The 24,970-nt window shown below is 38.8% G+C and carries 25 protein-coding genes, 1 tRNA gene and 1 pseudogene; 3 read left to right on the forward strand and 24 right to left on the reverse strand.

Translation table 11 applies throughout. The features are described 5' to 3' along the window. Positions 1-3: 3 nt before the first annotated feature. Together H5119_RS12850 and H5119_RS12855 are read right to left on the reverse strand one after the other, a co-directional pair. A complete protein-coding gene (locus tag H5119_RS12850; protein WP_182702503.1) occupies positions 4-978 on the reverse strand; it encodes a transposase in 975 nt (324 codons plus the stop codon). 231 nt (positions 979-1,209) lie between these two features. Continuing rightward, entirely contained in the window at positions 1,210-2,052 is an 843-nt protein-coding gene (locus H5119_RS12855; RefSeq protein ID WP_182702504.1) for a hypothetical protein, read from the reverse strand. Positions 2,053-2,205: 153 nt separating this feature from the next. Between H5119_RS12855 and H5119_RS12860 the strand changes: the two genes are divergently transcribed. Beyond that, entirely contained in the window at positions 2,206-2,430 is a 225-nt protein-coding gene (locus H5119_RS12860; protein WP_404936396.1) for a tyrosine-type recombinase/integrase, read from the forward strand. A gap of 28 nt (positions 2,431-2,458) precedes the next feature. Here the strand turns inward: H5119_RS12860 and H5119_RS12865 are convergent, their stop codons facing one another. The 3 genes from H5119_RS12865 to H5119_RS20500 are packed head-to-tail and all read right to left on the reverse strand — an operon-like array spanning position 2,459 to position 3,746. Continuing rightward, entirely contained in the window at positions 2,459-3,049 is a 591-nt protein-coding gene (locus H5119_RS12865) for a hypothetical protein (RefSeq protein ID WP_182702505.1), read from the reverse strand. Beyond that, positions 3,046-3,558, reverse strand: a complete 513-nt coding sequence (locus H5119_RS20695) for an AHH domain-containing protein (protein ID WP_310737446.1) — start codon at positions 3,556-3,558, stop codon at positions 3,046-3,048. Before H5119_RS20695 ends, H5119_RS12865 begins: the two co-directional genes overlap by 4 nt. Continuing rightward, a complete protein-coding gene (locus tag H5119_RS20500) occupies positions 3,531-3,746 on the reverse strand; it encodes a hypothetical protein (protein WP_259398956.1) in 216 nt (71 codons plus the stop codon). The genes H5119_RS20695 and H5119_RS20500 overlap by 28 nt, the downstream gene beginning before the upstream one ends. 150 nt (positions 3,747-3,896) lie before the next feature. Between H5119_RS20500 and H5119_RS12875 the strand changes: the two are divergent. Further along, positions 3,897-4,035 (forward strand): annotated as a pseudogene (locus H5119_RS12875) (IS3 family transposase); the annotation flags it as partial. A gap of 135 nt (positions 4,036-4,170) precedes the next feature. Here H5119_RS12875 and H5119_RS12880 read toward each other — a convergent pair. The 16 genes from H5119_RS12880 to rppH form a co-directional block, all read right to left on the reverse strand. Continuing rightward, positions 4,171-4,245 (reverse strand) — tRNA-Arg (locus tag H5119_RS12880). Positions 4,246-4,314: 69 nt separating this feature from the next. Then, on the reverse strand, positions 4,315-4,974 hold the full coding sequence (locus H5119_RS12885) for a FlgO family outer membrane protein (RefSeq protein WP_182702520.1): 660 nt from the start codon (positions 4,972-4,974) through the stop codon (positions 4,315-4,317). Positions 4,975-4,982: 8 nt separating this feature from the next. Continuing rightward, the gene (locus H5119_RS12890) at positions 4,983-5,660 is read right to left on the reverse strand and encodes a FlgO family outer membrane protein (RefSeq protein WP_182702506.1); all 678 of its coding nucleotides are present in this window, start codon (positions 5,658-5,660) and stop codon (positions 4,983-4,985) included. 12 nt (positions 5,661-5,672) lie between these two features. After that, positions 5,673-6,266: a FlgO family outer membrane protein gene (locus H5119_RS12895; protein ID WP_077537189.1), complete on the reverse strand. Its 594-nt coding sequence runs from the start codon at positions 6,264-6,266 to the stop codon at positions 5,673-5,675. Between the two features lie 51 nt (positions 6,267-6,317). Continuing rightward, positions 6,318-6,974: an SPOR domain-containing protein gene (locus H5119_RS12900; RefSeq protein ID WP_182702507.1), complete on the reverse strand. Its 657-nt coding sequence runs from the start codon at positions 6,972-6,974 to the stop codon at positions 6,318-6,320. A gap of 236 nt (positions 6,975-7,210) precedes the next feature. Then, a complete protein-coding gene (locus tag H5119_RS12905; protein WP_182702508.1) occupies positions 7,211-10,120 on the reverse strand; it encodes a hypothetical protein in 2,910 nt (969 codons plus the stop codon). Between the two features lie 89 nt (positions 10,121-10,209). After that, complete coding sequence (locus H5119_RS12910; protein WP_138585953.1) at positions 10,210-11,040, reverse strand: molecular chaperone; 831 nt, start codon at positions 11,038-11,040, stop codon at positions 10,210-10,212. A gap of 14 nt (positions 11,041-11,054) precedes the next feature. Then, a complete protein-coding gene (locus H5119_RS12915) occupies positions 11,055-11,501 on the reverse strand; it encodes a DUF4402 domain-containing protein (RefSeq protein WP_077537185.1) in 447 nt (148 codons plus the stop codon). A gap of 34 nt (positions 11,502-11,535) precedes the next feature. Next, positions 11,536-12,129: a DUF4402 domain-containing protein gene (locus tag H5119_RS12920; RefSeq protein ID WP_182702509.1), complete on the reverse strand. Its 594-nt coding sequence runs from the start codon at positions 12,127-12,129 to the stop codon at positions 11,536-11,538. Positions 12,130-12,260: 131 nt separating this feature from the next. Next, on the reverse strand, positions 12,261-12,851 hold the full coding sequence (locus tag H5119_RS12925; RefSeq protein WP_182702510.1) for an SPOR domain-containing protein: 591 nt from the start codon (positions 12,849-12,851) through the stop codon (positions 12,261-12,263). Positions 12,852-13,229: 378 nt separating this feature from the next. After that, positions 13,230-14,111, reverse strand: coding sequence for a UTP--glucose-1-phosphate uridylyltransferase GalU (galU, locus tag H5119_RS12930; RefSeq protein WP_182702511.1), 882 nt, complete (start codon positions 14,109-14,111; stop codon positions 13,230-13,232). Between the two features lie 21 nt (positions 14,112-14,132). Beyond that, the gene (locus tag H5119_RS12935; protein WP_182702512.1) at positions 14,133-14,984 is read right to left on the reverse strand and encodes a thymidylate synthase; all 852 of its coding nucleotides are present in this window, start codon (positions 14,982-14,984) and stop codon (positions 14,133-14,135) included. Positions 14,985-14,994: 10 nt separating this feature from the next. Further along, complete coding sequence (lgt, locus tag H5119_RS12940; RefSeq protein WP_182702513.1) at positions 14,995-15,798, reverse strand: prolipoprotein diacylglyceryl transferase; 804 nt, start codon at positions 15,796-15,798, stop codon at positions 14,995-14,997. A 12-nt stretch (positions 15,799-15,810) separates the two neighbouring features. After that, entirely contained in the window at positions 15,811-16,620 is an 810-nt protein-coding gene (locus H5119_RS12945; RefSeq protein ID WP_182702514.1) for a sulfite exporter TauE/SafE family protein, read from the reverse strand. Positions 16,621-16,710: 90 nt separating this feature from the next. Beyond that, complete coding sequence (gene ptsP, locus H5119_RS12950; RefSeq protein ID WP_182702515.1) at positions 16,711-18,975, reverse strand: phosphoenolpyruvate--protein phosphotransferase; 2,265 nt, start codon at positions 18,973-18,975, stop codon at positions 16,711-16,713. A gap of 25 nt (positions 18,976-19,000) precedes the next feature. Continuing rightward, a complete protein-coding gene (gene rppH, locus H5119_RS12955) occupies positions 19,001-19,519 on the reverse strand; it encodes an RNA pyrophosphohydrolase (protein WP_077537177.1) in 519 nt (172 codons plus the stop codon). 426 nt (positions 19,520-19,945) lie between these two features. Between rppH and mutH the strand changes: the two genes are divergently transcribed. Further along, complete coding sequence (gene mutH, locus H5119_RS12960) at positions 19,946-20,617, forward strand: DNA mismatch repair endonuclease MutH (protein WP_182702516.1); 672 nt, start codon at positions 19,946-19,948, stop codon at positions 20,615-20,617. A 192-nt stretch (positions 20,618-20,809) separates the two neighbouring features. On the opposite strand, the gene eno is transcribed toward mutH, so the two are convergent. The 3 genes from eno to mazG all read right to left on the reverse strand — a co-directional run bounded on the left by eno (position 20,810) and on the right by mazG (position 24,969). Then, the gene (gene eno / locus H5119_RS12965; protein ID WP_077537175.1) at positions 20,810-22,108 is read right to left on the reverse strand and encodes a phosphopyruvate hydratase; all 1,299 of its coding nucleotides are present in this window, start codon (positions 22,106-22,108) and stop codon (positions 20,810-20,812) included. Between the two features lie 277 nt (positions 22,109-22,385). Further along, on the reverse strand, positions 22,386-24,020 hold the full coding sequence (locus H5119_RS12970) for a CTP synthase (RefSeq protein WP_077537174.1): 1,635 nt from the start codon (positions 24,018-24,020) through the stop codon (positions 22,386-22,388). A gap of 154 nt (positions 24,021-24,174) precedes the next feature. Continuing rightward, positions 24,175-24,969: a nucleoside triphosphate pyrophosphohydrolase gene (gene mazG, locus H5119_RS12975; protein WP_182702517.1), complete on the reverse strand. Its 795-nt coding sequence runs from the start codon at positions 24,967-24,969 to the stop codon at positions 24,175-24,177. Position 24,970 lies beyond the last annotated feature (1 nt).

Raw genomic sequence — 24,970 nt, forward strand, 5'->3', positions numbered from 1 at the left:
AATTTATGCCAGTAGCTTTTCGCAGTTGCTAATATTTGTTCGCCGTTTACGCTTTAAGTTTTCACAGTAACTTGATTGTGAAGTGGGTCTCCCTACTGCACCATGAAATACGCGCGTAAATTGTGTGGTGAGTTTTAACCAGTTTTCAGGGGAAACATTAACCCTTTCGAGTAAGGGTAAGTGTGTACTTTTAATATACCCGCGTTTATCTTCTCGTATACAACGCCCTGTTAATTCAACAAGTTCAAGGTACGATTTAAGCTCAAACGGTAGCCCTTTTAGCATGATTTGACGTGGCATGCCTGCAAAGCGGAGAAGTTGTTTTGGTTGTTTTCCTTCCTTTGCACATGTTAAGCGTAGTTTGGCGCTGGTATGGTCAGATTCTTCTGGGGTGTTAGCCATTTTAGCTCTGATTGGGTTTAAGTCGACATACGCCATACAAGCTACCAATGCGGCTTCATCAAGAAGTGCTTGTGACCTAAACCGCCCTTCCCAGAACCTACCTGTGCAGTTATCTTCTTTGTTTGCTCTGCGCGCAATGTCTTCATTTAATAACCTCATAAACCAACTAATACTTGATAGGCGTTCTCGGTATTCCTTTACTGTTTGATTAAAAAAGATAAGTTCAGCTTTACTTAGCTTCTCACCCTGTATGTACTTTTGCGTAAGTACAGTGCCCTTACACAGCTTGTGCCAGCGAATAACAATTGCTTTGTCATTCAGCCGATTCGCTTTTTTATCATCAACATACAGGACTAAATGGGTGTGATTACTCATAACAGCATAAGCACAGACGTCAATACAAAATATCTTGGCTAACTCTAGCAGTTTGTCTTCAACCCACCCTCTGCGGTGTTCGTAAGATTGACCAGTAAAATAGTCTTCACCGCACAAAAAAGCACGCCGAACACAACGTGATATACAGTGATAATACTTTGTATCAACCAAACTTACTTGACGCTTTCTTGCGATAGCCATGTGACACCCTGCTGGTTTTTGCACTAAACAAAGACTAGTACTTCGTTTCACAAAGTGCAAAAATTAGAATGGGTGTCATTGTTATTGGTTTGCATCATTGTTATTGGTTTGCAAGTGCACCACTGACCATAACCCACCAATAAAAATTACGCTAAGATATGCACACTTAGCGCCAGAACATAAAGCTGCCGCTGTTAATTTAATTGGATAGAACTACTTAAATATTCATTATTATTTAATACGTCTTTTTATAGAATATGCAACCATATTCCACGATTGATATTGTATTAAAGCTGCATCCACTATTTTATCTATAGCAGCTCGATCATAATTATCCCTATAATAATCAACATCTTTTTTTCCTTCAATTTCAGAATTTAAACAATGTGCAATCATTCGAGGGTTAGCAACGCCTCTTGTCGTCCATTTTTTTATGCAATACGGATAAGCTATAAGAAAATAAAACTCTCTTTCTGAATACTTTTTATTGAGCTCATCTACCTTGTCAATTCCACTAAGCTGCCCTTTTAAACAATGCTGATACATTCGATTATCTAGCTGGCCTCGTTTAGTCCATTCCTTTTTACATATTGCCATACTATTTGATATATAGTTATTGCTTGGTAGAGGTTTTTGATAGGTTAATCCCATTTCATGAGCCTTTTTAGCCCGACGCACTTCTCTTGCTCTATCTTCAAGTACCGCGATCTCTTTGGCTTTTTTCAGTAATGCCTTTTCTTTGGCTTCTCTTTCTAACGAAAGCTGCCTTAACTCTGTTTTTCTTACCAACTTAAGATGTTCTATTACTTCCTTGTTTATTTTATTGAATTGATCTTTTTGAGTCGCCTTTTGTTCATTACATTTAACGAAAAGTTGAAAGCTTTTGTTATTTGATAATTTTTTAGGTCTGCATTCTTTAGATGGTTTGTAATAATTTTTCCAATCAAGTTCAATTTGCTTGGTTATCTGCTCTATATTCGAAGAGTTATTTAAGTTTTCGACAGCGTAAGTTTGATTAACGGTGAGCGTAAGAGCACACAAATAAATTAATTTATATTTAGAATATGAGATCATTATTCGTCCTTGATCAATAAAAAGAGAAATCTAACAAAGTAAATTATTACTATACCCTAACAACTCAGGGTACTAAGAAAAAATTGTAAAATATTAATTGGCATAACTATCTTTATTACTGCTCATATATTCAAAGATAGCAATCAACAACGGATACTAGATTTTAGATATGATTGGGCGGCTTTGTTGGAAGATGCAAACATTACCGACTTTAGATTTCACGACTTACGCCACCACTTTGCAAGTAAGTTAGTAATGGCAAGTGTAGACTTGAATACAGTACGTGAGCTGCTAGGTCATAGTGACTTAAAAATGACGCTAAGGTATGCACACTTAGCGCCAGAACATAAGGCAGCAACGGTTGATTTGATTGACTAAACCTACTCGAGTATTACTGCTAGATAGTTTAGAAATATGTCAGTAAATCGGTATTAAAAACTAGCCCGGTCAGGTTATTATCGTTAATTAATTTTTTGAAATCGTCGGTGCAGTAAAGTGACAGACCTGATTGCATTTTCGATTTAAAAATAAGCTTATTGCTTATATCCTCATCATCAAAAACAAGTGACTTTAACCCATCTTCAAAGCCATCTAGGTATGCTCTTTCTGTTAGACTCAAATCCTCTTGAGCAAATATTAATGGATTGAACAAATATAAGTTATCACCATTAGTCTTTAAATCAATGAACTCACCAAATTCACTTAAAGAGGCGTTTAAACACTCATAAGCAGATTCATTAAGTACTAAAAATGAGCCGTATAAATTAACGTCATAGCTTTGCTTTTTTGCCTTTGGTTCATGCTTACATTCAAAACCATTAGGGGATAGCTCTGATAATGTAGCTTTTCCTTTAGGGACATCATTCATAACGATTTGAATAATATTATCGCTCATAAGCTTATTCGAGTTCTTAACTATCTGTTTTGACATTTCCATTATATCAAGGTTAATTACATCGTAAGCATTTGTTGGCTTTCTTAATTGATATACATTCATATGCCTTTCCATTGCTTATCTATTTTCTCAAATATTTTACTTGGCAACGTACCAGTCCTAATTGCAACTTTTACATTTCGAAGTTTATTCATAAATAAAGCTTTATTTTTATTCATGTCCCCACCTAGGCTACCACCTATCCATGATTCATAATTGTATCTATGTATTTTTCTGTGTGGTGGTGCATCCTTTGTAGCCCAGTCATGGGCCTTATTCTTGACAAAATTAATAAGCCAAATACCATTGTGTGGGTCGTTAATTCCAATACCGGCCATGTGAAGATTTAACCTTGCTCGTAATATAGCTTGTTGGTTGTATCGACCTTTACCTGAAATTATATGATGCGCTTCATGCTCTTTTGTCGGCTTAGGTTCACCTACTGAAAATAAGTAACGCGCAAGTGAATTTGTTGGATGATGTTGTTCTTCCGAAAGTTCAAACTGCGCAGCCGATGAGTTTAATTCTCGGTACTCCTTGAGTGCTATTTGCGCGATTGATACCGACTCAATTCGCTTTTCTCTGCTTGTAGATGATCGTAATCTTTAACTAATTTTTTTAACTTCTCAGCATCTGGGTTCTGTTTGTTAACCTCGTCATGGTACTTTCTTGCTTTTAGCTCGAAGTTATAAATAGCCATTGCTAAAGGAGAAGGGTCTGAAGGGCGCTCAGGTTTAGGGTACGTTTTTTGTAATTGCATAGTAAAATATTCCATTATTTCAATGTGGCAAATCTAATATAGCCCTAATCAAAACGCAAGCCATTTTGTTATTACAAATATATTCTAAATCACTTAAGAGCAAAGTAGTTAATCTTATAGGCTTTCCTTGCCATGATAAAAGCAACCACCTCAACGCATTATGAAGCTCAACAGGATATAATGAATTACATCTGCGTGGTACAACAGTCGTCGCTTACATTCGTACTTAAATTATCAAAGCCCAAATGACTTTGAAGAACGAACCGAAACATTAGATATAGTTTCTTAACTGGGGTGACTGAATTTAGTTGACCACGTCATAGGTATCTGTAACTTGGGTTAATAGACATATGTGCCACTGCTAAATATATGCTACATAGAAACTAATGGCAGGGAGGTAAAATTCGTAACTCATTGATTTTATTGGTAGCCCCTACAGGAATCGAACCTGTAACTGCCCCTTAGGAGGGGGCCGTTATATCCATTTAACTAAGAGGCCACAAAGCGGTGTGCTTAATGAGTTGAATTATAACGGTATCTGGTTTTTTATATCAAGCACCGAATGAAGTTAATTGCTTGATAAGTATATATCTTCTTTATTTAGTACATACAGCGGTATTAATTTTCGGCTACTGGCCGCTAAACGTTTGCTTTGAACATTGATTACACGCGCATTGACTTCAACGCCATTTTCACGATAAATCAATGTACCTGATAATATATGGCTCGCGATATTATTTTTTGCCAGTTTTGACGTATCACGCGAAAAAGCAAAGTCGCCTTGATTGTTTACCGTAATCAAATCTGCTGTTTTAAAGTCTACCGTGTTATACCCAAATTTTTGCAGTTGGTGCATAAACGTTTCTGATAATTGATTACCTAGTTGGTTCGTTGTTTTAAGTGTGGCATCTAAATCAACAAACGATGCAACTGCTATTGATATACCTTGCTCAATTCGCATTGTTTCTGTTAAATCGAGCGCCATTTGCTCGACATAATTGGCTAGTATTTTATGGTGTTTACTTGGGATAAACTGGCTTGAGTCTTTGTACTCATCTACTTTATCGTTTTCAACCTGTTGTAGCATTTGACTAAAATCGTAATTATTAGTGGTGCTTTGTGGCGTTTCTGTTGTGACTTTATTTGGCTGGCTTTGTAATAAATTACACCCCGAAATTAATAGGGATACGCCCGCTATACAAATAAGTCTTTTAACTAGATTAGTCATCATTAACCTCACTTACTTGCTTGTTTGAGCATCAAGCCATCTTTGCTGCGGCTGCTATTGAGTGCATCTATCACAGCTTGAGGAATAAAGCCCTGCGCTGAGCCTACAACCGCTTTACTTTCGAGCCCGACTATTCGTGCGTTGACCAGTACTCCGCCTTGATGGTTAACCAAGGTGCCCGCTAATACATAGCTAAAGTTTTGATCTTGATTAAGCTCTAAATAATCACGGCTAAATACATAATCTCCGCTTGGCGTTACGCGCATGTAGTCAGTGGTTTTAAAATCAATAACGGGGACGCCAAAATTATGCAGCTCGTGCATAAAGCTTTCGGCTATTTGATTACCTAGCAAAGTAGCGTTGTTATAATCATGATCTAAAAATATAAAACTTGAAACTGCTAGCGGCGTTTTTGTGTTCACGTACTGTAGGTTTTCAGCCATATCTTGCATGATGCCACGTATATAATGATTAATATTTTTACGTATATTGGTATTTATTTGGCTTTGTTTGTTCATAACAGCAACATTACTTTGATACATTGAGCCATTTTCACTCGGTGCTGCAACAGCTCGTTGTGGCTCAAAAAACGCCGGAGCATCGTCTGTTATCTGCGTACTGTTGTTTATTGCTTGTGTACAACCAAAGCCCAGTGGCAAAAATAAAGTTAATAATAAACGTTTCATATTGGCTCCTAATTAGTATTCACTACGGTATATGTAATCACCGCGTTGTTGTATTTTTTCATTGCCCCACATTACATTAATTGGAATTTCTGTTGTGGCGGCAGAGACAACGTGGCCCGTTTTTACATTTACCATGCGGGCATTAGCAATATAGGCATGCTGCTGGCGTGTTAATGTACCGGTGATCACAAAGTCAATATTCTGACGTTGCTGTAACCGGCTAATATCTCGACTTAAAATAGAATCGGCATTGCTGGACAAGTTAAGGCTATTTTCAAGTCGGTATTCAATGGTGTTATAGCCTAGCTGCGTAAACTGCGTGATAAGGCTTTCTTGAATTTGCTGGCTTAAACCTGCGCCTTGCCCATCGGCAAGTTTTGAATCCAGTGCGTCAGCTAAATAAAAACTTGTTACCGCTATAAATGCAGTGCTTTTATAGGGCTCTTTTATATGGCTGAGCTGAATACTCAAGTTATTCACATATTGGTTTACGGTATAAGGAGCCATCGCTGCTTTTGGCGCGTCGGTACTTATACTCGGCTCTGGCTCTGGCGTTAAGCTGCATGCGGTTAAGTTTACAAATAATAAGGGTAGTAAAAGGCGCATAGTTGCCATCCTCTAAAAACATGACAATTACAAAGCAATTACTATGCCGATTTACATTTTTAATGGTTGCTCTGTGTAGTGGCTAACAATGCACATGACTTGGTATTGCATTAGTTTATTACAATCTTTAACCGCGTTTTCCTGCTTTATGTATGCACCAAGCTTTAGCCGATAAAACGTGGTGCCATTTACGTTGATACTTTCGACATTAGCAGCTATTTTACCTGCAAATATAGTGTGTGCCGTCGCTTTTATTTTAGCAAAGCTTTGTGGTAATCGGGTTTGATCTGTTACCGAGGCAACCTGAAGCGCAAAGAGTGGCTGCACTTTTATTGGCTGCGCTTTTGTTTGCTGTATGGGGGCCGGTGGAGCTATTGGTTCTGGATTAAGCGAGCTGTTTTTCGCTATTTTACTTTCACTTTTTTGCGCAGCGGCTGCTGATTGCTGCTCTTGTGCTACTGAGGTTAGTTGTTTTATTAATAGCTTTAGGTCTTGCTCTATAACCAATAAACGCTCAACACCGGCTTTGGCTTGCTGCCACTGCTTTGCTGATGCTTTAAGTTCAGCCAACTCATCAGAAGTAATAACGACTCCCGCTTGGTTATTGAGCTGCGGGGCCACTTTTTTTTGTGGCTCAGCAGTACTGCTACACCCCGACAACATTATTAAAGTTAGGCCTAACAAACTCATTAACTGTTTTTTTAGCATGTTATTATTTCCTATGAATTACTTTAAGTTAACCTGAACTCTGGTTAAGAGATTTACTAACGTATTGAATCATGGTGATATTTAAATTTATTTTCTCTAGCCAGAGATTTTCAGTGAAAACAAGCCGAATTTACGCGTCAATAACGAATCTATTGCAAGTAAATTCAACGCAATTAGCGCTGAAAATAGCTGCTCGAGATAGATTTATTATCCAGAGTTCAGGTTAAGTTATGCCATTAGTAGCTAATACGCTGCGCCTGCACAGTACAACTTAATCCTTTTTCGGCTATGTTTAGGCACGCATCTTTGAGCATCACAGACTCTGTTTTATCGTAAGCAAGCGCTAATACGTAGCGATTTAAAACGGTATCTTTCACATAAAAAGGGCTCTGTTTTACAACGCCAGATACATTTTTTTTAATCAATTGATAGTATGTTTTAAGTATTGCTAATGACGAAAAGTCACCAATATTAGCAATATAGCCCTGCGTTTGTGCTTTTTCTTTTAACGTAAAATCAACGCCAACTAACACATCCCCTTTTGCTGATAAATCAACCTGTATCTGTTGTGTATTTTTTAGTGATTTTCGCTCTTTAAACTCATTATCAATGACCGCTTTATATTGCCCTGGGCGTAAGTCAGTAAATAAATAATAGCCGTCGTAGGCCGCTTGAGTTTGCGCAACCTCTTTACCCGCTTTATCTAAAAGCTTAACGGTTGCGTAAGGCTCAATTTCACTGGTATCGCCAGTTTGCTTGTAAACCGTTCCTTCTATTTCACTGCTATTATTTAATGGTATTTCCATGTATTCAACAAAGCCTGCACGTGGAGTGATTGAAAATCCTTCTGTGGCTGCAATATAAAAGGGATCAGGCAAGCTATCTGTATCAATAACAATATCGGTAGTTAAATTAGCGGGCATACCGGAGAGCAAAGCAATACCGTTTTCATCACTAAGGCCTGTACGATAATTTTGTAGCCCTTTGACTTTAACGCCTTCAATATTTTCATCATCTTGGTCAAATATACCGTTATTATTGTTATCGAGGTATACATGCACCATAAGTGAGCCGGCCTGAACCAAACTACGTCGATTTAAAAAGTAATCATTATTTACAGTGTCGTAGCCCAAACTAAAGCGGCCAAATAAACCAACACGCCAGTTATCTTCACTGTCGTAATTAAAATTACTATTAATGCTAAACAATTTAGCCTGCCAGTTTAATCCAAGTTCAGCGTATTTAATATTATCATCTAACTGGTGAGTTAATTTTAGCTCTGCTTGTAAATTGGGAGAAAGCGAGCGGCTAAATTCTGTCTCGTAGCTTGTAATTTCCCCCTCAGGTTCTAAAGAATAGTTAACTCCTAAACGCGTGCTAATTCGGCCAAAACGCTTTTGTAACAAGCTACTGCCAAAAAATCGATCGTTATCGGCCCACTGTAAACTATTATTAAATGAATACCCTGCAATTGAGTAATTTAAAATATTACCCAACCTTAATACACTGTCTTGTGTGTCGTTAGTGATATGTGACGCAGTATTTTGATAGCTTAAACGGCCATATTCATTTTGCATTACATTACCCGATACAAATAACTCGTAAGTACTTGAGTCATCGAGGGGGCCATCTTTGAGGTTTTTATTTAAAAGCTGTGATGCTTTACGCATGCTAAAACGCACTGATTGCTCTGCAAATTCACTTCTAACTGCAATTTCGAGTTCGTCTTCGCGGTTATTGTTTTGCTCATAATCAAAATTAACGAGTACTTTATTAAAAATGCTCAAGTTTGAACCTAATGCATAGCGATGCTCGTCGTCGCCATCGTCGCTACTAAGCGTAGATAACCCAGAATAAACCGATAAATTATCAGTGATCCCGCGCTCATAACGCCCCGACAATAACCACCCATCCTGAGCGTTAACAGGTGTTGAATGGTTAAGTAATTGCTCACCTTCTTGCGTGAGTGAGACTTCGTAAAAACCTTCACCTTCTTCTAAGCTATTGCCATCAACTAAGTATTCTTCAACTTTTCGCTCGACTTGGCCTTGCGGGCCATAAAAAATTAATTCAAAGGTGTTTGCGCCAAAGAGTAAATCTATATTTTCGAATAAATAACGCCCGTCTGGTAAGCTCAGTTGTTGATCTATCAATATTTTATTTCGATAAAGCTCAACATCCCAACCGGCTTGAACAGCGCCTGTTAGGTTTATTTGATTGTTATTTACTTTTTTGTATAGCGGTTTGTTATTAATCTTAATACCACGTGCATAATTACTGCTAAAGTTACTGCCTATTTGTGTGGCAAGTACATCGCCAAACTGCACATTTGTAGCCCCAAGAGGCCCAAGTAAGCCCGCGTGTGTGTCTTGTCGACTAAACGACAGACGTGAATCGCTAATTAAATTCCCTTCTCTTCCTGCTAGGTAATACTCAGCATTAACATAAGCTAAGTCTTGCGAGCCTAAAATGGAGTAGTTTAAGGAAGTATTATTTTTGGTTGCAGAGTAACTAAGTTGTAAATCGGCCACGGGGTTTGAGCTTGCTTGATAAGGGCTCGCTTTCCAAGGCAAAGTAGGGACTAAGTGATCTAAGCTAGCATTAAACTTTCGCTGCTCTCGTTGTAGCTTTTGTTCAATGGGTAGTTTCACTTGAGGGTCTAAATACAGCTCTAAAGAATTAAAATCAAGTTTAAGCTTTAATGCAAACCACGCATTAAGCTGCTCATAATCAATAAATATATCGCCAGCATCAACATAATAATCTTGCTCATTGAGTGAGTAAGTCACCCCATTAACATATACTTTTTGCTCATTTAGGTTCATCTCAAATTGATTATTAGGGGAAATAAACCAACCTTTTGCAGTTAAACTTTCGTTATTAACAGTGATTGCAAAATTAAGCTGCTCAAACACGCTATTTAGTTCAATCCATGCGCCATTTTCGCTTTTTATAGCAATTAACTCGCCTAAATAATATTTGCGTAAATACGCTGAGAAAAACAACAGCTCACCTACTGGGATCCCCATATTTTGCGCTTCAAAGTCATTTGTAATAGAACCTGTATTTACTTTAGCAATGTCATTAATTTGCTCTTCGGTTACTTTTTCCCATTTTTTTTCAATGTTAAACAGAGTGTTATACAAAACATCGGTTTTATTTTGCGTTGCATGTGCTGCAAAGCCTAATACAAAAAGTACTAAGCCAATAACTAATGTATAACGTTTGAATAAAATCAGTTTAGTAATCCCACTGAATTAGCGTTTAGATTAACGGTTTTTTCTGCAAATATTACACCTTGATACTCTCGAAGGCCCGAATATACAATCCGTAATTTACCAGCACCACTAATTACATTTTTTTCAAAGAAGTTGAGTGTTAGCTTAGCTAAAGGTACTTCTGCGTAAATACTGTAATCACTTAGCATAGATACCTTAATCTCTTCGCTCGCATTATTTGCTTTATAAAAAGCGTCTACTTTACCAAAAGCGCTGTAGTTACCCTTTCGGGCTAGTGATACAAGCAGCGCGTTATTTTGCTCATTTTTTACCAGCTCGATTGCCTCAATATTAACTTGAGGCTGTATTGCACCTTGGCGCAAAATAACGGGTATTGAGTAACTTAAAATCATGTTGATTTTAATGCCCATTTTTGTCGATTTGCTTTTATCTTCGTTTGGTAATGCTTGGAATAATAAGTGCGAGCGGTACTCTTTATCTGCTAAATTTTTGGGTTTACGTAAGGCAAGTTTAACTATTTGACGCTCCCCTGGCGCTAATCGCACTTGTGATGGACTCATGCGCACCATGCTGCTAAGCGCAGTAGGACTTATCTGATCGCTAGGGTGAGTAATATACCCCCCTTCTGGTTTAGCGGTTTTTTCTTGCCATGACAAACGGTAAGTTCTGTATTCATCACCGTTATTTATTACGATTACTTTAGCCACTCTTTGGCGTTCATCAAAAGACACCCTTGTAGGGGAAATAAGTAAATCTGCATGGCTCGAAAAACTAATTAATAACTGGCAGCCATAGACGACTAAAATAAAAAACTTTAATAACTTCATTGTGATTATTTCTCTTAATAGGCAATTGTTATTTCAACGGTTGTTGAATAATTATCATCTAAGTAAAGCTGACCATCGCCGCTAGCACTTAGTTGTCCACCTATTTTTAAAGTGGCCATGCCATAGGCATTTGTGACTATCGAATTAGCATAAATTATATTATCAAGTGTAAACGCTGTCCCGCCATTGATTCGAGTAAGCGGTTGGTGAACTCCTGAGTCTGTAATATTTATTTGAACGCGCGCCCCAAATCCCTCAAATAGCAGTTCTGCAGGGTATCCATTTCGCATTATGTGTATATTTGTTCCAGAGCTAGTACCGCTTGGTAGTAATGTGATTGAGCTGCTTGGTGTGTTTTCAACAACCACAATTGTGCCAAAGCTAAGTGGCTCTAAAACGGTTACCTGAGAAAGTGCGTTTACGCTATAAAACGCACTTAGTAGTAAGATAGGCTTTATCATAAAAATGCCTGCGTGTTAAAGCAGGCAATATTTCTTAATAATCCAGTAATAATGTGAATGTACCACTATAATCACCGTCAATATAATCACTAGCTGGCGTTGTAGCGTCTGTAGTAAGCGTTGCGCCTACATTAAATGTTGCAGCACCTGTTGAGTCAACTTGGATAGTAGTTGTAGCTACGCTGTTAGGTGTAGCGCCTGTAAGCACATAATACGTAGGCGCACTTAAAGTAAAACCAGCCGTTCCTGCAGGAGCGGTTACTGGTGAGATAGCACCTGTAATACCAGTACCGGTAATGCTAAGGGTCGCAAATGGTGAAACACCTGATACTGTAAATGAAGCAGGAGAACCTGCAGCTAACACTGCAATTTCTGCAGCTGTCGCATCAGTAGATGCTGTTGTAGCAGCGGTTGCTGGGTTTGCAGCTAAAACTAAAGTGGCTGTTTCTGTCGCCGCTGTATCTGCGGTAGCACGTATCGTTCCAAAGTCTAAGTCTGCTGTTTTAGTAAAAGTAAACGCATTTTGTACTTTTACGCCCGCGTTAAAAGTCGCCGTTTCAGCTGACACGTTAAGTGAGATTAGTGACAGTGCAGTAGCAATTGAGGCTATTTTAATTGATTGATTCATAGATATTCCTATTAGTTGTTAACTTACGTAACCATAACAGTCAGGTTAGATTAAGTATCGACCAATATCATTATAAATTTAGTATTTATCGGTATATTTTATCAATAAGCGTAAATAATTAAACTTTTTGCTTAAATTATTACTCCCTCAAACGGAGATAATTTACAAGATAAGTTAATTCGCGAAATAATTTTACAAAAATAGTATGCATCTTGTTTATTTTTAAATGGTCCAGCAATCAACTTATAAAGCTGCGTATTACTTTTAGACTCTGTTTGTACTCGATATTGAAATACATTAAATATATTAGGATAACTTTGTTTTAATTTAACAACCGTGTTTGATGCGCTTTGTTGCTTTAAATAACTTCCTAATTTAACCCCATACATAGACGCAATATCTTCCTCAATAACACCTGTGTTACTCAGCGTATTGGTTTTTTTCTCTACGGCGCTATGCTGCACTAAATTAACCTCAGTGCGCATTTCATCTGGGAGTGTATCTAAATTAGTTTGCATTGAAAGTGCTTTAATCAACATCAGTAAATCACCTTCTATCTCACTGAGTCTATTGATTTTACTTTTATTATTATCCCATTGATCTAAATAAGGCTTTATTTGCTCCATACGAACGACATTATCAAGCTCAGAAACATCATCAGTTTGGCTACTACACCCACCAAGAAAAAGTAATAAAAGTGATATGTATAATATAAATTTCAATTGCTTTTCCACCCAGCGTAAACGTACCAATTTAAAGCAAAAAAAGTGCCAATAACATTGTGATTAGTATTATCGTGCAATTACATTTAAATATGGTGTCAGGAAAATTGAGGCATGAAGTATTCCATATTGAAAATTTAATGCCGTTAGTCAGGTTTTGCCAAGCCAGCCAGATACTAATACCAAACTGCATAAATCTTTGATCAATTTAACGAATTAAATTGCACTATAACGTCGTTAAAAATTTTTTATTTAGAACAAGCGTAATTTTTTTAACGTTAAATAGACCCCATATATAAGCAGATTGGTATAAGATATTTAATGTTATGTGCTAATAATAAAAAAAGCGCCATGTTTGGCGCTTTTTAAATTAAGACATTATTTTACCAATGTTTTAATAAATGTTTTCAACTCGCCAGCAAATTCATCACGACGAAGGGCAAACTCAATAGTTGCCTTTAAATAGCCGATTTTGCTTCCGCAATCATGGCTACGGCCTTTAATTGCGTATGCGTCTACTTTTTCGTGTTCCATTAACATTGCAATAGCATCTGTTAGCTGAATTTCATCGCCCGCACCTTGCGGAGTTTTTGCCAGTAACGGCCAAATATTTTTACTTAATACATAACGCCCTACAACAGCTAAGTTTGATGGTGCTTCGTCAACCGGTGGCTTTTCTACCATATTCAAAATAGGTGAGCTTTCACCTTGTTGTAAATCAACATCTCCTAAATCAACCACACCAAACTGATTTACTTGCGCCATTGGCACAGCCTCTACCATAATTTGGCTATGCTGAGTTTCTTTAAAGCGCGTAATCATTTCAGCAAGGTTGTCTTTTTTAAGATTACTTTCTACATCATCAATAATCACATCAGGCAATATAACCACAAACGGTTCATCACCAATAATAGGCGCGGCGCAGCTAATTGCATGCCCAAGACCTTTAGCTTCACCTTGGCGTACGTGTATTATTGTTACGTCTTTAGGGCAAATGGCTTGCACCTCGGCAAGTAGTTGCCGCTTAACACGTTTCTCTAAAGTCGCCTCTAATTCAAAGCTGGTATCGAAGTGATTTTCGATTGAGTTTTTACTTGAATGCGTTACTAATACTATTTCTTTAATACCAGCGCTCACGGCTTCGTTTACTACGTACTGAATTAAAGGACGATCTACTACCGGAAGCATTTCTTTAGGAATTGCTTTTGTGGCTGGTAACATGCGAGTACCAAGGCCCGCTACTGGGATCACTGCTTTCATTATGTTTTCCTTAATCTTTTATTATACTGAAAATGGGTATTGAATTGCTTCGTGGCATTGATAACCAGCTACTTCAAAGTCGTCTCGTGTTACCCACGTTTCGATATCTTCTAATGATTTAATTTTTGGATTTATTTTTAACTGAGGTGATGCAAACGGTTCTCGTGTTAGCTGTACATCGCGCATTAACTCAAGTTGGTTTTCGTATATGTGTGCATTAGCAATTTTGTGGTAAGCCTTACCTGCTTTATAACCAGTAATTTGAGCCACTAGCGCCAATAATACAAAACACTGAATTTGATTAAAATTTAGGCCAAGTGGCACATCACAACTGCGCTGATACGACGTTAAATATAACGTATCACCAAGTAATGAAAACGTATGCGTGTGCATACACGGGCGCAAACAACCCAGCTCAAATTCACCAGGGTTATAAAACGAAATTATTTCACCGCGATCATCGATACCATTTTTTAAGTTGTTAATCACTTTAGCAAGCTGGTCAAGCGTTGAACCATCTGGTCGTTGCCAAGCACGACCTTGTACGCCATACACTCGGCCCATGTCATCCTCGCCTTTACGGTGAGGGTTATTGAGCCATGCCTTGTTATCGTTTGCGTTAGCATCCCATGTTTTACAACCGATATCACGAAACTGCTCGGCACTGTCGTAACCACGTAAGTAACCTAATAACTCAGCAATCGCCGCTTTATAGTAGCTTTTACGCGTGGTAATCATCGGAAATTGATTATTAGCAACATCGTATTCTAAATCAGCATTAATAACGGTTAAACAACGTGTGCCCGTACGTTTGTTTTCTACCCACTGTCCTTCGTCAACGATGCGCTGACATAATTTTAAATATTGTTTCATGTTTTTCTTGTTATGCCTTAGCTGCCGTTACTTGTGGTGGTTGTTTATATGCCCAAATTAATAAGCCTAAACCACCTATTATCATAGGAAGTGAAAGTATTTGCCCCATTGAAATAAAGTCGGCAAATAATCCTAACTGCGCATCCGGCTGACGGAAATATTCAATGCAAAACCTAAACACGCCATAACCTAGTAAAAACACACCCGCGACACTACCTGCTGGGCGAGGCTTTTTAATAAACCACAGCATTATTAAAAACAATACTAAGCCTTCAAAAAACGCTTCGTAGAGCTGCGATGGGTGACGCGCAAGAGGACCGCCGGTTGGAAATACCATTGCCCATGACACATCTGAAACTCGCCCCCACAGCTCACCGTTAATAAAGTTACCAATTCGCCCAGCTAACAATCCGACTGGGACCAATGGTGCAACAAAATCGCCGACTTGAAGAAGTGATTTTTTACGCGTCCACGAAAAAATAGCAACCGCAGTGATCACGCCCAACGTTCCACCATGAAACGACATTCCTCCCTGATCTATTCTAAATAGATACAGTGGGTTTTCTATAAAATAACTAAATTGATAAAACAGCACATAACCAATACGCCCGCCAAGTATTACACCTAACATGCCATAAAAGAGTAAATCGCTGACTTGGTCTTTAGTCCAACCAGAGTTTGGTTTTGATGCCTGGCGGTTAGCAAACCACATTGCAAACGCAAAACCTATTAAATACATTAATCCGTACCAGCGCACGCTTAGCGGTCCAACTGAAAAAATAATTGGATCAATTTGAGGAAACTCAAGTGCCATAAAAATAAACCTTTAGCTAAAAATCATTCTAATTGCGATAACCACTAGCAGCACCGCGAAAATTTTCTTTATTGTATTTACAGGTAAGTAATGTGTTGCTTTAGCCCCTATAGGCGCAACAAACCACGATGTAATTACAATCCCAAATAATGCTGGAAGATACACAAACCCAGCAAAACCATGTTCTAAATCTGTAACCTGCCAGCCTGCACTTATGTAGCCAATAGAGCCAAAAAATGCGATAACAATTCCACATGCAGCGGCACAACCAATTGCTTTTTTAATATCAACCGAAAAGTAATTAAGCATAGGAACGATAAGTGCCCCACCGCCAATACCGATTAATCCTGATAAGCCACCCATGATTGCCGAAAACGCACCTAAAATAGGACCCGCTGGTAGTGGCTTTTCTGACAGCGGCTTATTGCGTGTAGAGAGCACCATTCTTGTTGCAATAAAAACGACACTTGCAGCAAACACTATACGTAATATTTGCTCTGGAATAAAACTTGCCGCAAAACCACTAATAAGCGCACCGAGACCAACCCCCGACATAACCCACGGGGCAATGCTCCAAGGCACATTATCATTTTTATGATGAGCCAGCGCTGAAGAAGTTGAGGTAAATAAAATAGAGGCAAGCGATGTTGCAATAGCAATCACAAGTACATGATCCACTGACGTTACATCAAATGAGAGCAGCATAGCGCTAAGTACAGGCACAATAATTAAACCGCCACCAATGCCTAATAAACCGGCTAAAAAACCGACAATACAGCCTAGTAGTGCGCAGCTTGCGACCAACAACCCTAAGTCATACATAGTGATCTCAAATACCCTTTGGAGATGTGTATATTAAAGGATTATATAAACAATAGCATCCGTGTATTAAAGTTATTTGACCATACGTTATTATTTGGGAGTGTAAAACAAATCACCAAGCCCGTGCTCGATCATAAAGTTGCGTGTTAAGCGCAGTACCTGTTTTGCACTCGACTGAGCTAAGCATGCTGCCAGTAATGTTTTCATGTCACTTGCATTTAAACGCCTGACCACCCACCTAACTTTATTGAGTGACGATAAATTCATACTTAAACGCCTATATCCCATAGCAATAAGTAAAATAGCGCCTTCGGGATCACCCCCTAGCTCGCCGCATAAGCTAAATGGCATCTGATGATATTCGCAATCAGACGCTATTTGCTTTAACGCTCTGAGCACTGCTGGGTGATATGGATTAAATAACTGTGCAACCCGAGCATTTGATCTATCAACCGCTAATAAATATTGTGTTAAATCGTTACTGCCAACAGAGCAAAAATCGACTTTTTTAGACCATTCAGGGATCATAAATAAGCTCGATGGCACCTCAAGCATAATACCCACAGCGGGCTTTTCTATCACTTGCGCTGGGTATTTTTCACTAAGTTCAAAATAGGCTTGCTCAAATAAAGCAAGTGATTCATCAACTTCTTCAGTGCCACTGATCATCGGGAGCATAATTTTTAAGTTACCCAACCCCATATTGGCTTTAAGCATGGCCTTGAGTTGATCTAAAAATAGCTCGGGATGATCTAGGCTTATACGAATACCGCGCCAACCTAAAAACGGGTTTTCTTCGGTAAAATTAAAGTAATCGAGTACTTTATCGCCACCTATGTCTAACGTGCGCATAACCACTGGTTTTGGGTAATAGCTTGTTAGGACTTCTCGATACCAGTTTTCTTGCTCTAGTTGCGAAGGAAACTGCCCCTTTTGCATAAACCATGCTTCAGTACGGTAAAGCCCAACTCCATCACAAACATCAACGCTGCTTTGCTCTGTATTAAGCTCAAGCCCCGCGTTTAAACGTAGACTAATATGCTTACCATCAAGTGTCACCGCTTCTGAGTATTGTTCTTTTAAAAAACGATTATTAAGCAAGCTGTCTTGATATTGCAACCGCGTATATTCATCAACCAGCATTTGCGAAGGCGATATATATAAACGCCCAGCAAACGCATCTAAAATCATCGTTTTGCCATTAAACTGCAACAAGGGTAAATCTTCTATCCCCCAAATGGCAGGGATCCCCATTGCACGCGTTAAAATAGACGCATGGCTATTAACCGAACCACTAACACTGACAACCCCCGATAAACATCCTTTAGGCACCTCAGCCAGCATTGCGGGCGTTACCGTACTGGCGATAAGTATTGTATTTGATGGGTAATCTTTTACTGCACGCTCTGTGTTTACAAGATGATGTAGCACTCGTAAACCAATATCTTTAACATCAACAGCACGTTCTTTTATATACGGGTCTTGCATGGCGTTAAATTGTGATATTAAACGCTCTATTACAATTTTTAATGCGCTCTTAGCACACCAGCCTTGTTGTAATTGTATTTCTACATTATGGCCTAAACTTTTAGCGTCAAGCAGTTGTTGGTATACATCAAATACCGCGAGTGCTTCTTGTGGAATAGAGTCACTTAACGTCATCGATAGGGTATTAAACTCTTTACGCGTAGCAGCTACGGCTTGCGTAAATAAACGCTGTTGCTCTACTACATCGCTATTTTTTTGCAGTTCAATCGATTTAAAATCAAGCTTGGGAAGTAGTACAAATGCTTGTCCAATTCCTATACCTGGTGCGCTTGATACGCCTTTTAAAACGGATGTTTGATGAGATGACTCTTCTTGACGTAGTACTTCTTTTATTTCTGCGTGAGCTAACTGTGAAGCAAGTTGCGCTGAAAGTGTAATTAAAAACGATTCTTCGTCTTGACTAAATACACGAGCGACTTTTTGTTGAACGACAATAACGCCTAATACTTTTTTTTGATGCACTACTGGCACAGATAAAAAAGCATTATAACCTTCTTCATTCACTTCTGGGGAGAGCTTAAATCGTGGATGAGATTTAGCAAATGCGATATTAATTGGCTCTTCACGCTGTGCAACGAGGCCCACTAAACCTTCTGTAAAACCTATTCTAAACTTACCAACCGCATCAGGGTTTAACCCTTCGGTAGCCATAAGTATAAAGTTATCTTGACTGTAATCAGCAAAATAAATAGAGCAGCACTGGGTTTTCATGGCATCTTTCACCATTTGCACAAAGCACACTAAAGCACTGTCTAAATTCGCTTGTCGCGAAACAGACTCAACAATAGCTCTGAGTGTAGCCAGCATATTCTGCTCCTCTATTGTTAGTTAACTACCTTTTATTTCGCCAATGATCTTTATGTTGTTCTCGCTTATTAAAAGGCATCGCAAAAGGAGCAAACTCTTTCATTACGCGTCGATAAACATCCCGTTTAAACGATACAACCTGCCTTACAGGGTACCAATAACTGACCCAGCGCCAATCATCAAACTCAGGATGATGAGTTTTAAGTAAATTTACATCTTCGTCTTCACAACGTAATTTTAATAAAAACCATTTTTGTTTTTGCCCAATACACACCGGACTTGAGTCTCGGCGGATTAATCGTTTGGGTAATTTATAGCGTAACCAATGTTTTGAGCTTGCGACTATTTCTACATCTTCTGGTCGCAACCCTACTTCTTCGTGTAATTCACGGTACATGGTTTGTTCTGGCGTTTCGCCGTCATCCACACCACCTTGGGGAAATTGCCAAGAATGCTGTCCATAACGTCTAGCCCAAAAGACCTGTCCCTGATTATTGCAAATTACAATTCCGACATTGGCACGAAAACCTTCGGCATCAATCACCTTAGTGCCTCATTTGTAAGTCGATTTTTTATGATTGTTCCACATAACCCGCAATACGGCAAATACTATTACGAGTTTTACTCTGCTTACCCACAGCTTGTGCATAACTTTTGTAAAACACGCTCATTTTGCAAACAAATCCACAATATAGGATCTAAAAAACGACTTTCTCCACAGATTCTGTGGATAAACTTGTTCATACATCTGTATTTATCCCTATAACTCTATTCAGACTTAATTACAGATGAATAGCAAAACACAAAATTACAAAGCAGTTCAGTCACTTAAGTTAATTAGAGCACTTTTTATCGTGTGCAAAATTGCACCACCCACACCATGTACAAAAAACACACAAACGCAAAGATATCCACGGCTTAGCTGATTTGCTATCATGGCAATGGTATTTATTCAACCTAAATTAGTAATATGCGACCAACAAAACCACATTCAATTAATGATCTAATAAAGCGGGTTAATAACATTGCAGGACTTACGCTTGGCCAGTTAGCGAATGAGTATAATTTCAAAACACCGGATGATTTATTACGAGAAAAAGGCTGGACGGGTCAACTAATAGAATATGTTTTAGGCGCGACAGCAGGCTCTAAACCCCTTCCTGATTTTGAAGATTTAGGTATTGAGCTAAAAACACTGCCAATTTCATACAAAGGAAAACCGCTAGAAACAACATTTGTATCGGTCACACCATTAATAAATGTTACAGGAATGACATGGCATGCTAGCAGTGTGCGTAAAAAGCTAAACCATGTTTTATGGTTACCCATTTTAAGTGAGCGCGATATAGCACCATTTGATAGAACAATTGGCAGTGGCTTTTTATGGCAACCCACACCAGAACAAGACGCTTTATTACAGCGTGACTGGGAAGAGCAAATGGAGCTTATTGCACTGGGTAGAGTTGATGAAATATCAGGTCATTTAGGTGATGCAATGCAAATTCGCCCAAAAGCTGCCCATAGTAAAATAGTAACCGATGCCATTGGTCCTAATGGGCAAATAATTAAAACCCTACCCCGTGGGTTTTATTTAAAAACGAGCTTTACTGGTGATATTTTAAAGCAGCAGTTTCAGCTTTAAGTGTGTTATAAAATATTAATTGTTGAGCCATTTTTGTGGGTACCCTCTTTTCGCACTGCGTACGCGCGTCAGCAAGCTTAACGCCTGCAACTTGTACTCATCTTTTTGAGTAAAGTATCTGGCATAAAAAATCCCCGCTTATGCGAGGATTTTACAGTCTAAACTAAAAATCAAATTCTATATAAAATAGAATTACTGACCTTTAACTTCTTTTAAACCGTTGTACGGTGCTTTATCACCTAATTGCTCTTCAATACGTAGCAATTGGTTGTACTTAGCAACACGGTCAGATCGGCTCAATGAACCCGTTTTAATTTGACCTGCCGCAGTACCCACTGCTAAATCAGCAATGGTTGAATCTTCTGTCTCGCCTGAACGATGAGAAATAACAACCGTAAAACCAGCGTCTTTAGCCATTTTAATTGCAGCTAACGTTTCAGTTAAAGAACCGATTTGGTTAAACTTGATTAAGATTGAGTTTGCAATACCGTTGTCGATACCGCGTTTTAAAATCTTAGTGTTTGTTACAAATAAATCGTCACCAACTAATTGGATTTTATCACCCATTAGTTTAGTTTGGTGTGCAAAGCCATCCCAATCAGACTCATCAAGACCATCTTCAATAGATACGATTGGGTACTGCTCAGTTAGATCTTTTAAGAAGAAGTTAAATTCTTCAGAAGTGAACTTTTTACCTTCACCTTTAAGGTCGTAGATATTTGCTTCTTTGTCGTAAAACTCAGATGCAGCACAATCTAATGCAAGTGTAATGTCTTTACCTAGCTCGTAGCCTGCATTTGCAACTGCCACTTTAATTGCAGCAAGTGCAGCTTCGTTAGATGCTAGATTTGGTGCAAAACCGCCTTCATCACCCACAGATGTTGAGTGACCTTCTGCTTTAAGTACTTTTGCAAGGCTATGGAATATTTCAGCGCCCATGCGTAGTGCTTCACGAAAGTTTTTAGCACCAACTGGCTGAACCATGAACTCTTGAATATCTACCGAGTTATCTGCGTGTTCACCACCATTGATGATATTCATCATTGGCAGTGGCATTGAGTAAACACCGGGTGTACCGTTTAAATCAGCAATGTGTTCGTAAAGCTCAACTTTTTTAGATTGTGCAGCGGCTTTTGCTGTCGCAAGTGATACAGCTAAGATTGCATTGGCACCTAATTTTTCTTTATTTTCAGTACCATCTAAATCCAGCATCACTTTATCAACAGTGCTTTGCTCTAATGCATTTTGACCAGCTAAAGCGTCAGCAATTTCTTTGTTAATATAACCAACTGCTTTTAATACGCCTTTACCTAAATAACGAGTTTTATCACCATCACGTAACTCTAATGCTTCGCGAGTACCTGTAGACGCACCAGAGGGTGCTGCAGCACGGCCCCATGAACCATCAGCTAAATGGACATCAGCTTCAACAGTTGGGTTACCACGCGAGTCCATAATTTCGCGACCAATTACTTTTACGATTTTTGACATCTTGATTCCTCTATATTCCCAAAATGGTGATTTCAACTAACTTTACTATGTTTTGTATAGTTTATACCAATTGCATTAAATTAGTGAGCTATTATAGCGCTAAGAAAACAGCTCAATAACAAGCCAGAAATTTTGACATATAGTTGTTCTATATGAGTAATTTTTAACGCAGTGAGTGAGTTATTTAATGCGATACAATGCTCATGCTTTAATAAAATTGGTATTAGTCAGCTCTTAAAACAAAAAAGGCCGTGCAATATGCACGGCCTCTTTTAAATTACGAATTCGCTTTTTGATGGATATGAGCTGCGGCTACAAACCCTTCAAATAGCGGATGACCATCACGTGGTGTTGACGTAAATTCCGGGTGGAATTGCGCGGCAATAAACCAAGGGTGATCTTTATTCTCGATAATTTCTACCAGTTTTTTATCTTCCGATAAACCAGTAAAGCTTAAACCTGCTTTTTCTAATTGCTCTACAAAGTTATTGTTAACTTCGTAGCGGTGGCGATGGCGTTCAACAATTTCGTCACTACCGTATACTTCATGCACTTTAGAGCCAGGTGTTAAGTGACATTTTTGTGCGCCTAAACGCATAGTGCCACCTAAGTCAGATTTTTCGCTACGTGTTTCAACGTTGCCTTCTGCATCTAACCACTCCGTAATTAGACCCACTACCGGTGCTGCTGATTTTGCATTAAACTCTGTTGAGTTAGCATCGCTAAGGCCAGCAACATTTCGTGCGTATTCAATTAGCGCAACTTGCATTCCTAAACAAATACCTAAGTAAGGCACTTTGTTCTCACGGGCATATTTAGCCGCTAATATTTTACCTTCAACACCACGACCACCAAAGCCGCCTGGTACTAAAATGGCATCTAAATGCGATAGTAACTCAACACCTTTACTTTCAAGATCTTGTGAATCTACATATTCAATATTAATTGTTAAACGGTTTTTAAGACCTGCATGCTTTAATGCTTCATTAACCGATTTATATGCATCTGGTAATTCAATGTATTTACCGACCATACCAATAGTCACTTCACCTGTTGGGTTAGACTCTTGATAAAGTACTTGTTCCCACTCTGCTAAATCAGCCTCTGGTGGATCTAGGTGGAAACGACGACATACAAAATTATCTAGCTCTTGCGATTTTAAAAGCGCTGGGATTTTATAAATGCTGTCTACATCTGGTAATGAAATAACCGCTTTTTCTTCTACGTTTGTAAATAATGAGATTTTTGCACGTTCATTATTTGGCAATTTACGGTCTGAACGACAAATAAGAATATCTGGTTGAATACCGACTGAGCGTAATTCTTTTACAGAGTGCTGAGTTGGTTTTGTTTTCACTTCGCCCGCAGGGCCTAAAAATGGCACTAACGTTAAGTGAATAAATAGCGCGCGTTCACGGCCAATTTCAGTTCCCATCTGACGAATTGCTTCAATAAACGGTTGTGACTCTATATCACCTACAGTGCCGCCAATTTCTACAATTGCAATATCATAACCTTCAGCACCGTCGTAAACACGTTGCTTAATATCGTTAGTGATATGTGGAATAACCTGAATAGTTGCACCTAGGTATTCACCTCGGCGCTCGCGACGTAATACGTCTTCATATACACGGCCTTGTGTGAAGTTATTACGACTTGTCATTTTGGTGCGAATAAAACGTTCATAGTGACCTAAATCAAGGTCAGTTTCTGCGCCGTCTTCTGTAACGTAAACTTCACCGTGTTGAATTGGGCTCATTGTGCCTGGGTCAACGTTGATGTAAGGATCCAGCTTTAAAATAGTAACATTTAAACCACGGGCTTCTAAAATAGCGGCCAGTGAAGCTGCGGCAATACCTTTACCCAACGAAGAAACAACTCCGCCAGTAACGAAGATAAATTTTGTACTCATGCGAACCCTAGAATATCAGGAATTAAAAGGAATATAACACCCAAAGAAGAGCCTAAGGGTATATCATCAAGACGGGGCGAAATTGTACCAAAACACGGCTTATCAATCCAGCTAAAAATAGTAAATGTGCGCACAAAAAATGTGCATAATTTTATTACAATTTTTTAATCGCATCCCATGCCCGATCCATTTCTTCAAAGGTGGCAGTATCTAAGCTTTTGCCTTGCGCGCTTAAATATACTTGCACCTTCTCGAACCGTGCTGAAAACTTGTCATTAGCGCTACGAAGCAGCTGTTCGGGGTCTCGTTTAACATGGCGTACAACATTAACAGTAGCAAAAAGTAAGTCGCCGAGCTCTTCAGCGGTATGATCTGATGACGGATCCTGTTCGATCGCTTCTTTTACCTCAAGTACTTCTTCACTCACTTTATCAAGCGCACCATGATATGTTGGCCAATCAAAACCAAGTGAAGCCACGCGTTGTTGGATTTTTTTAGCTTTACTTAAACTCGGCATATTAGCTGGAATATCTTGCCAAAAAGAAGGAGATTTTGTTTGTGCTCTAGTACTGCGTTCTTGTGCTTTTATTGCTTGCCACTGCTGTGATAATTGCTCGTCTGTTAGCTCTTTTTTATCATCAAATACATGCGGGTGACGACGAGTGAGTTTGGTGTTTAGTTGCTCAATTACATCGCTAAAATCAAATAAGTTTTGTTCTTGGGCTAATTGCGCATAAAATACGATTTGAAATAACAAGTCACCCAATTCACCTTTAAGCTCACCTAAGTTGCCTGACTCAATACAGTCGGCAACTTCGTACGCTTCTTCTAATGTATGCGGCACAATAGATTTAAAATCTTGCTTGAGATCCCACGGGCAACCGTTTTTAGGATCTCGCAGTGTTTTCATTATGCTAAGAAGTTGCGTAAGCGCTGCATTATCATTCATG

Source organism: Pseudoalteromonas sp. SG45-5, assembly GCF_014164085.1.
Classification (GTDB): Bacteria; Pseudomonadota; Gammaproteobacteria; order Enterobacterales; family Alteromonadaceae; genus Pseudoalteromonas; species Pseudoalteromonas aliena.

Excerpts from the sequence above, each read along its gene's own strand:
- H5119_RS12890 (WP_182702506.1), bottom strand. The coding sequence starts at position 5,660 with ATGAAACGTTTATTATTAACTTTATTTTTGCCACTGGGCTTTGGTTGT.
- H5119_RS12855 (WP_182702504.1), bottom strand. The coding sequence starts at position 2,052 with ATGATCTCATATTCTAAATATAAATTAATTTATTTGTGTGCTCTTACG.
- mutH (WP_182702516.1), top strand. The coding sequence starts at position 19,946 with ATGCGACCAACAAAACCACATTCAATTAATGATCTAATAAAGCGGGTT.
- H5119_RS20500 (WP_259398956.1), bottom strand. The coding sequence starts at position 3,746 with ATGCAATTACAAAAAACGTACCCTAAACCTGAGCGCCCTTCAGACCCT.
- H5119_RS12895 (WP_077537189.1), bottom strand. The coding sequence starts at position 6,266 with ATGCGCCTTTTACTACCCTTATTATTTGTAAACTTAACCGCATGCAGC.
- H5119_RS12910 (WP_138585953.1), bottom strand. The coding sequence starts at position 11,040 with ATGAAGTTATTAAAGTTTTTTATTTTAGTCGTCTATGGCTGCCAGTTA.
- lgt (WP_182702513.1), bottom strand. The coding sequence starts at position 15,798 with ATGGCACTTGAGTTTCCTCAAATTGATCCAATTATTTTTTCAGTTGGA.
- H5119_RS12865 (WP_182702505.1), bottom strand. The coding sequence starts at position 3,049 with ATGAATGTATATCAATTAAGAAAGCCAACAAATGCTTACGATGTAATT.
- H5119_RS12885 (WP_182702520.1), bottom strand. The coding sequence starts at position 4,974 with ATGACTAATCTAGTTAAAAGACTTATTTGTATAGCGGGCGTATCCCTA.
- H5119_RS12900 (WP_182702507.1), bottom strand. The coding sequence starts at position 6,974 with ATGCTAAAAAAACAGTTAATGAGTTTGTTAGGCCTAACTTTAATAATG.
- galU (WP_182702511.1), bottom strand. The coding sequence starts at position 14,111 with ATGAAAGCAGTGATCCCAGTAGCGGGCCTTGGTACTCGCATGTTACCA.
- mazG (WP_182702517.1), bottom strand. The coding sequence starts at position 24,969 with ATGAATGATAATGCAGCGCTTACGCAACTTCTTAGCATAATGAAAACA.
- H5119_RS12915 (WP_077537185.1), bottom strand. The coding sequence starts at position 11,501 with ATGATAAAGCCTATCTTACTACTAAGTGCGTTTTATAGCGTAAACGCA.
- H5119_RS12920 (WP_182702509.1), bottom strand. The coding sequence starts at position 12,129 with ATGAATCAATCAATTAAAATAGCCTCAATTGCTACTGCACTGTCACTA.
- H5119_RS12970 (WP_077537174.1), bottom strand. The coding sequence starts at position 24,020 with ATGAGTACAAAATTTATCTTCGTTACTGGCGGAGTTGTTTCTTCGTTG.
- eno (WP_077537175.1), bottom strand. The coding sequence starts at position 22,108 with ATGTCAAAAATCGTAAAAGTAATTGGTCGCGAAATTATGGACTCGCGT.
- ptsP (WP_182702515.1), bottom strand. The coding sequence starts at position 18,975 with ATGCTGGCTACACTCAGAGCTATTGTTGAGTCTGTTTCGCGACAAGCG.
- H5119_RS12945 (WP_182702514.1), bottom strand. The coding sequence starts at position 16,620 with ATGTATGACTTAGGGTTGTTGGTCGCAAGCTGCGCACTACTAGGCTGT.
- H5119_RS12935 (WP_182702512.1), bottom strand. The coding sequence starts at position 14,984 with ATGAAACAATATTTAAAATTATGTCAGCGCATCGTTGACGAAGGACAG.
- H5119_RS12850 (WP_182702503.1), bottom strand. The coding sequence starts at position 978 with ATGGCTATCGCAAGAAAGCGTCAAGTAAGTTTGGTTGATACAAAGTAT.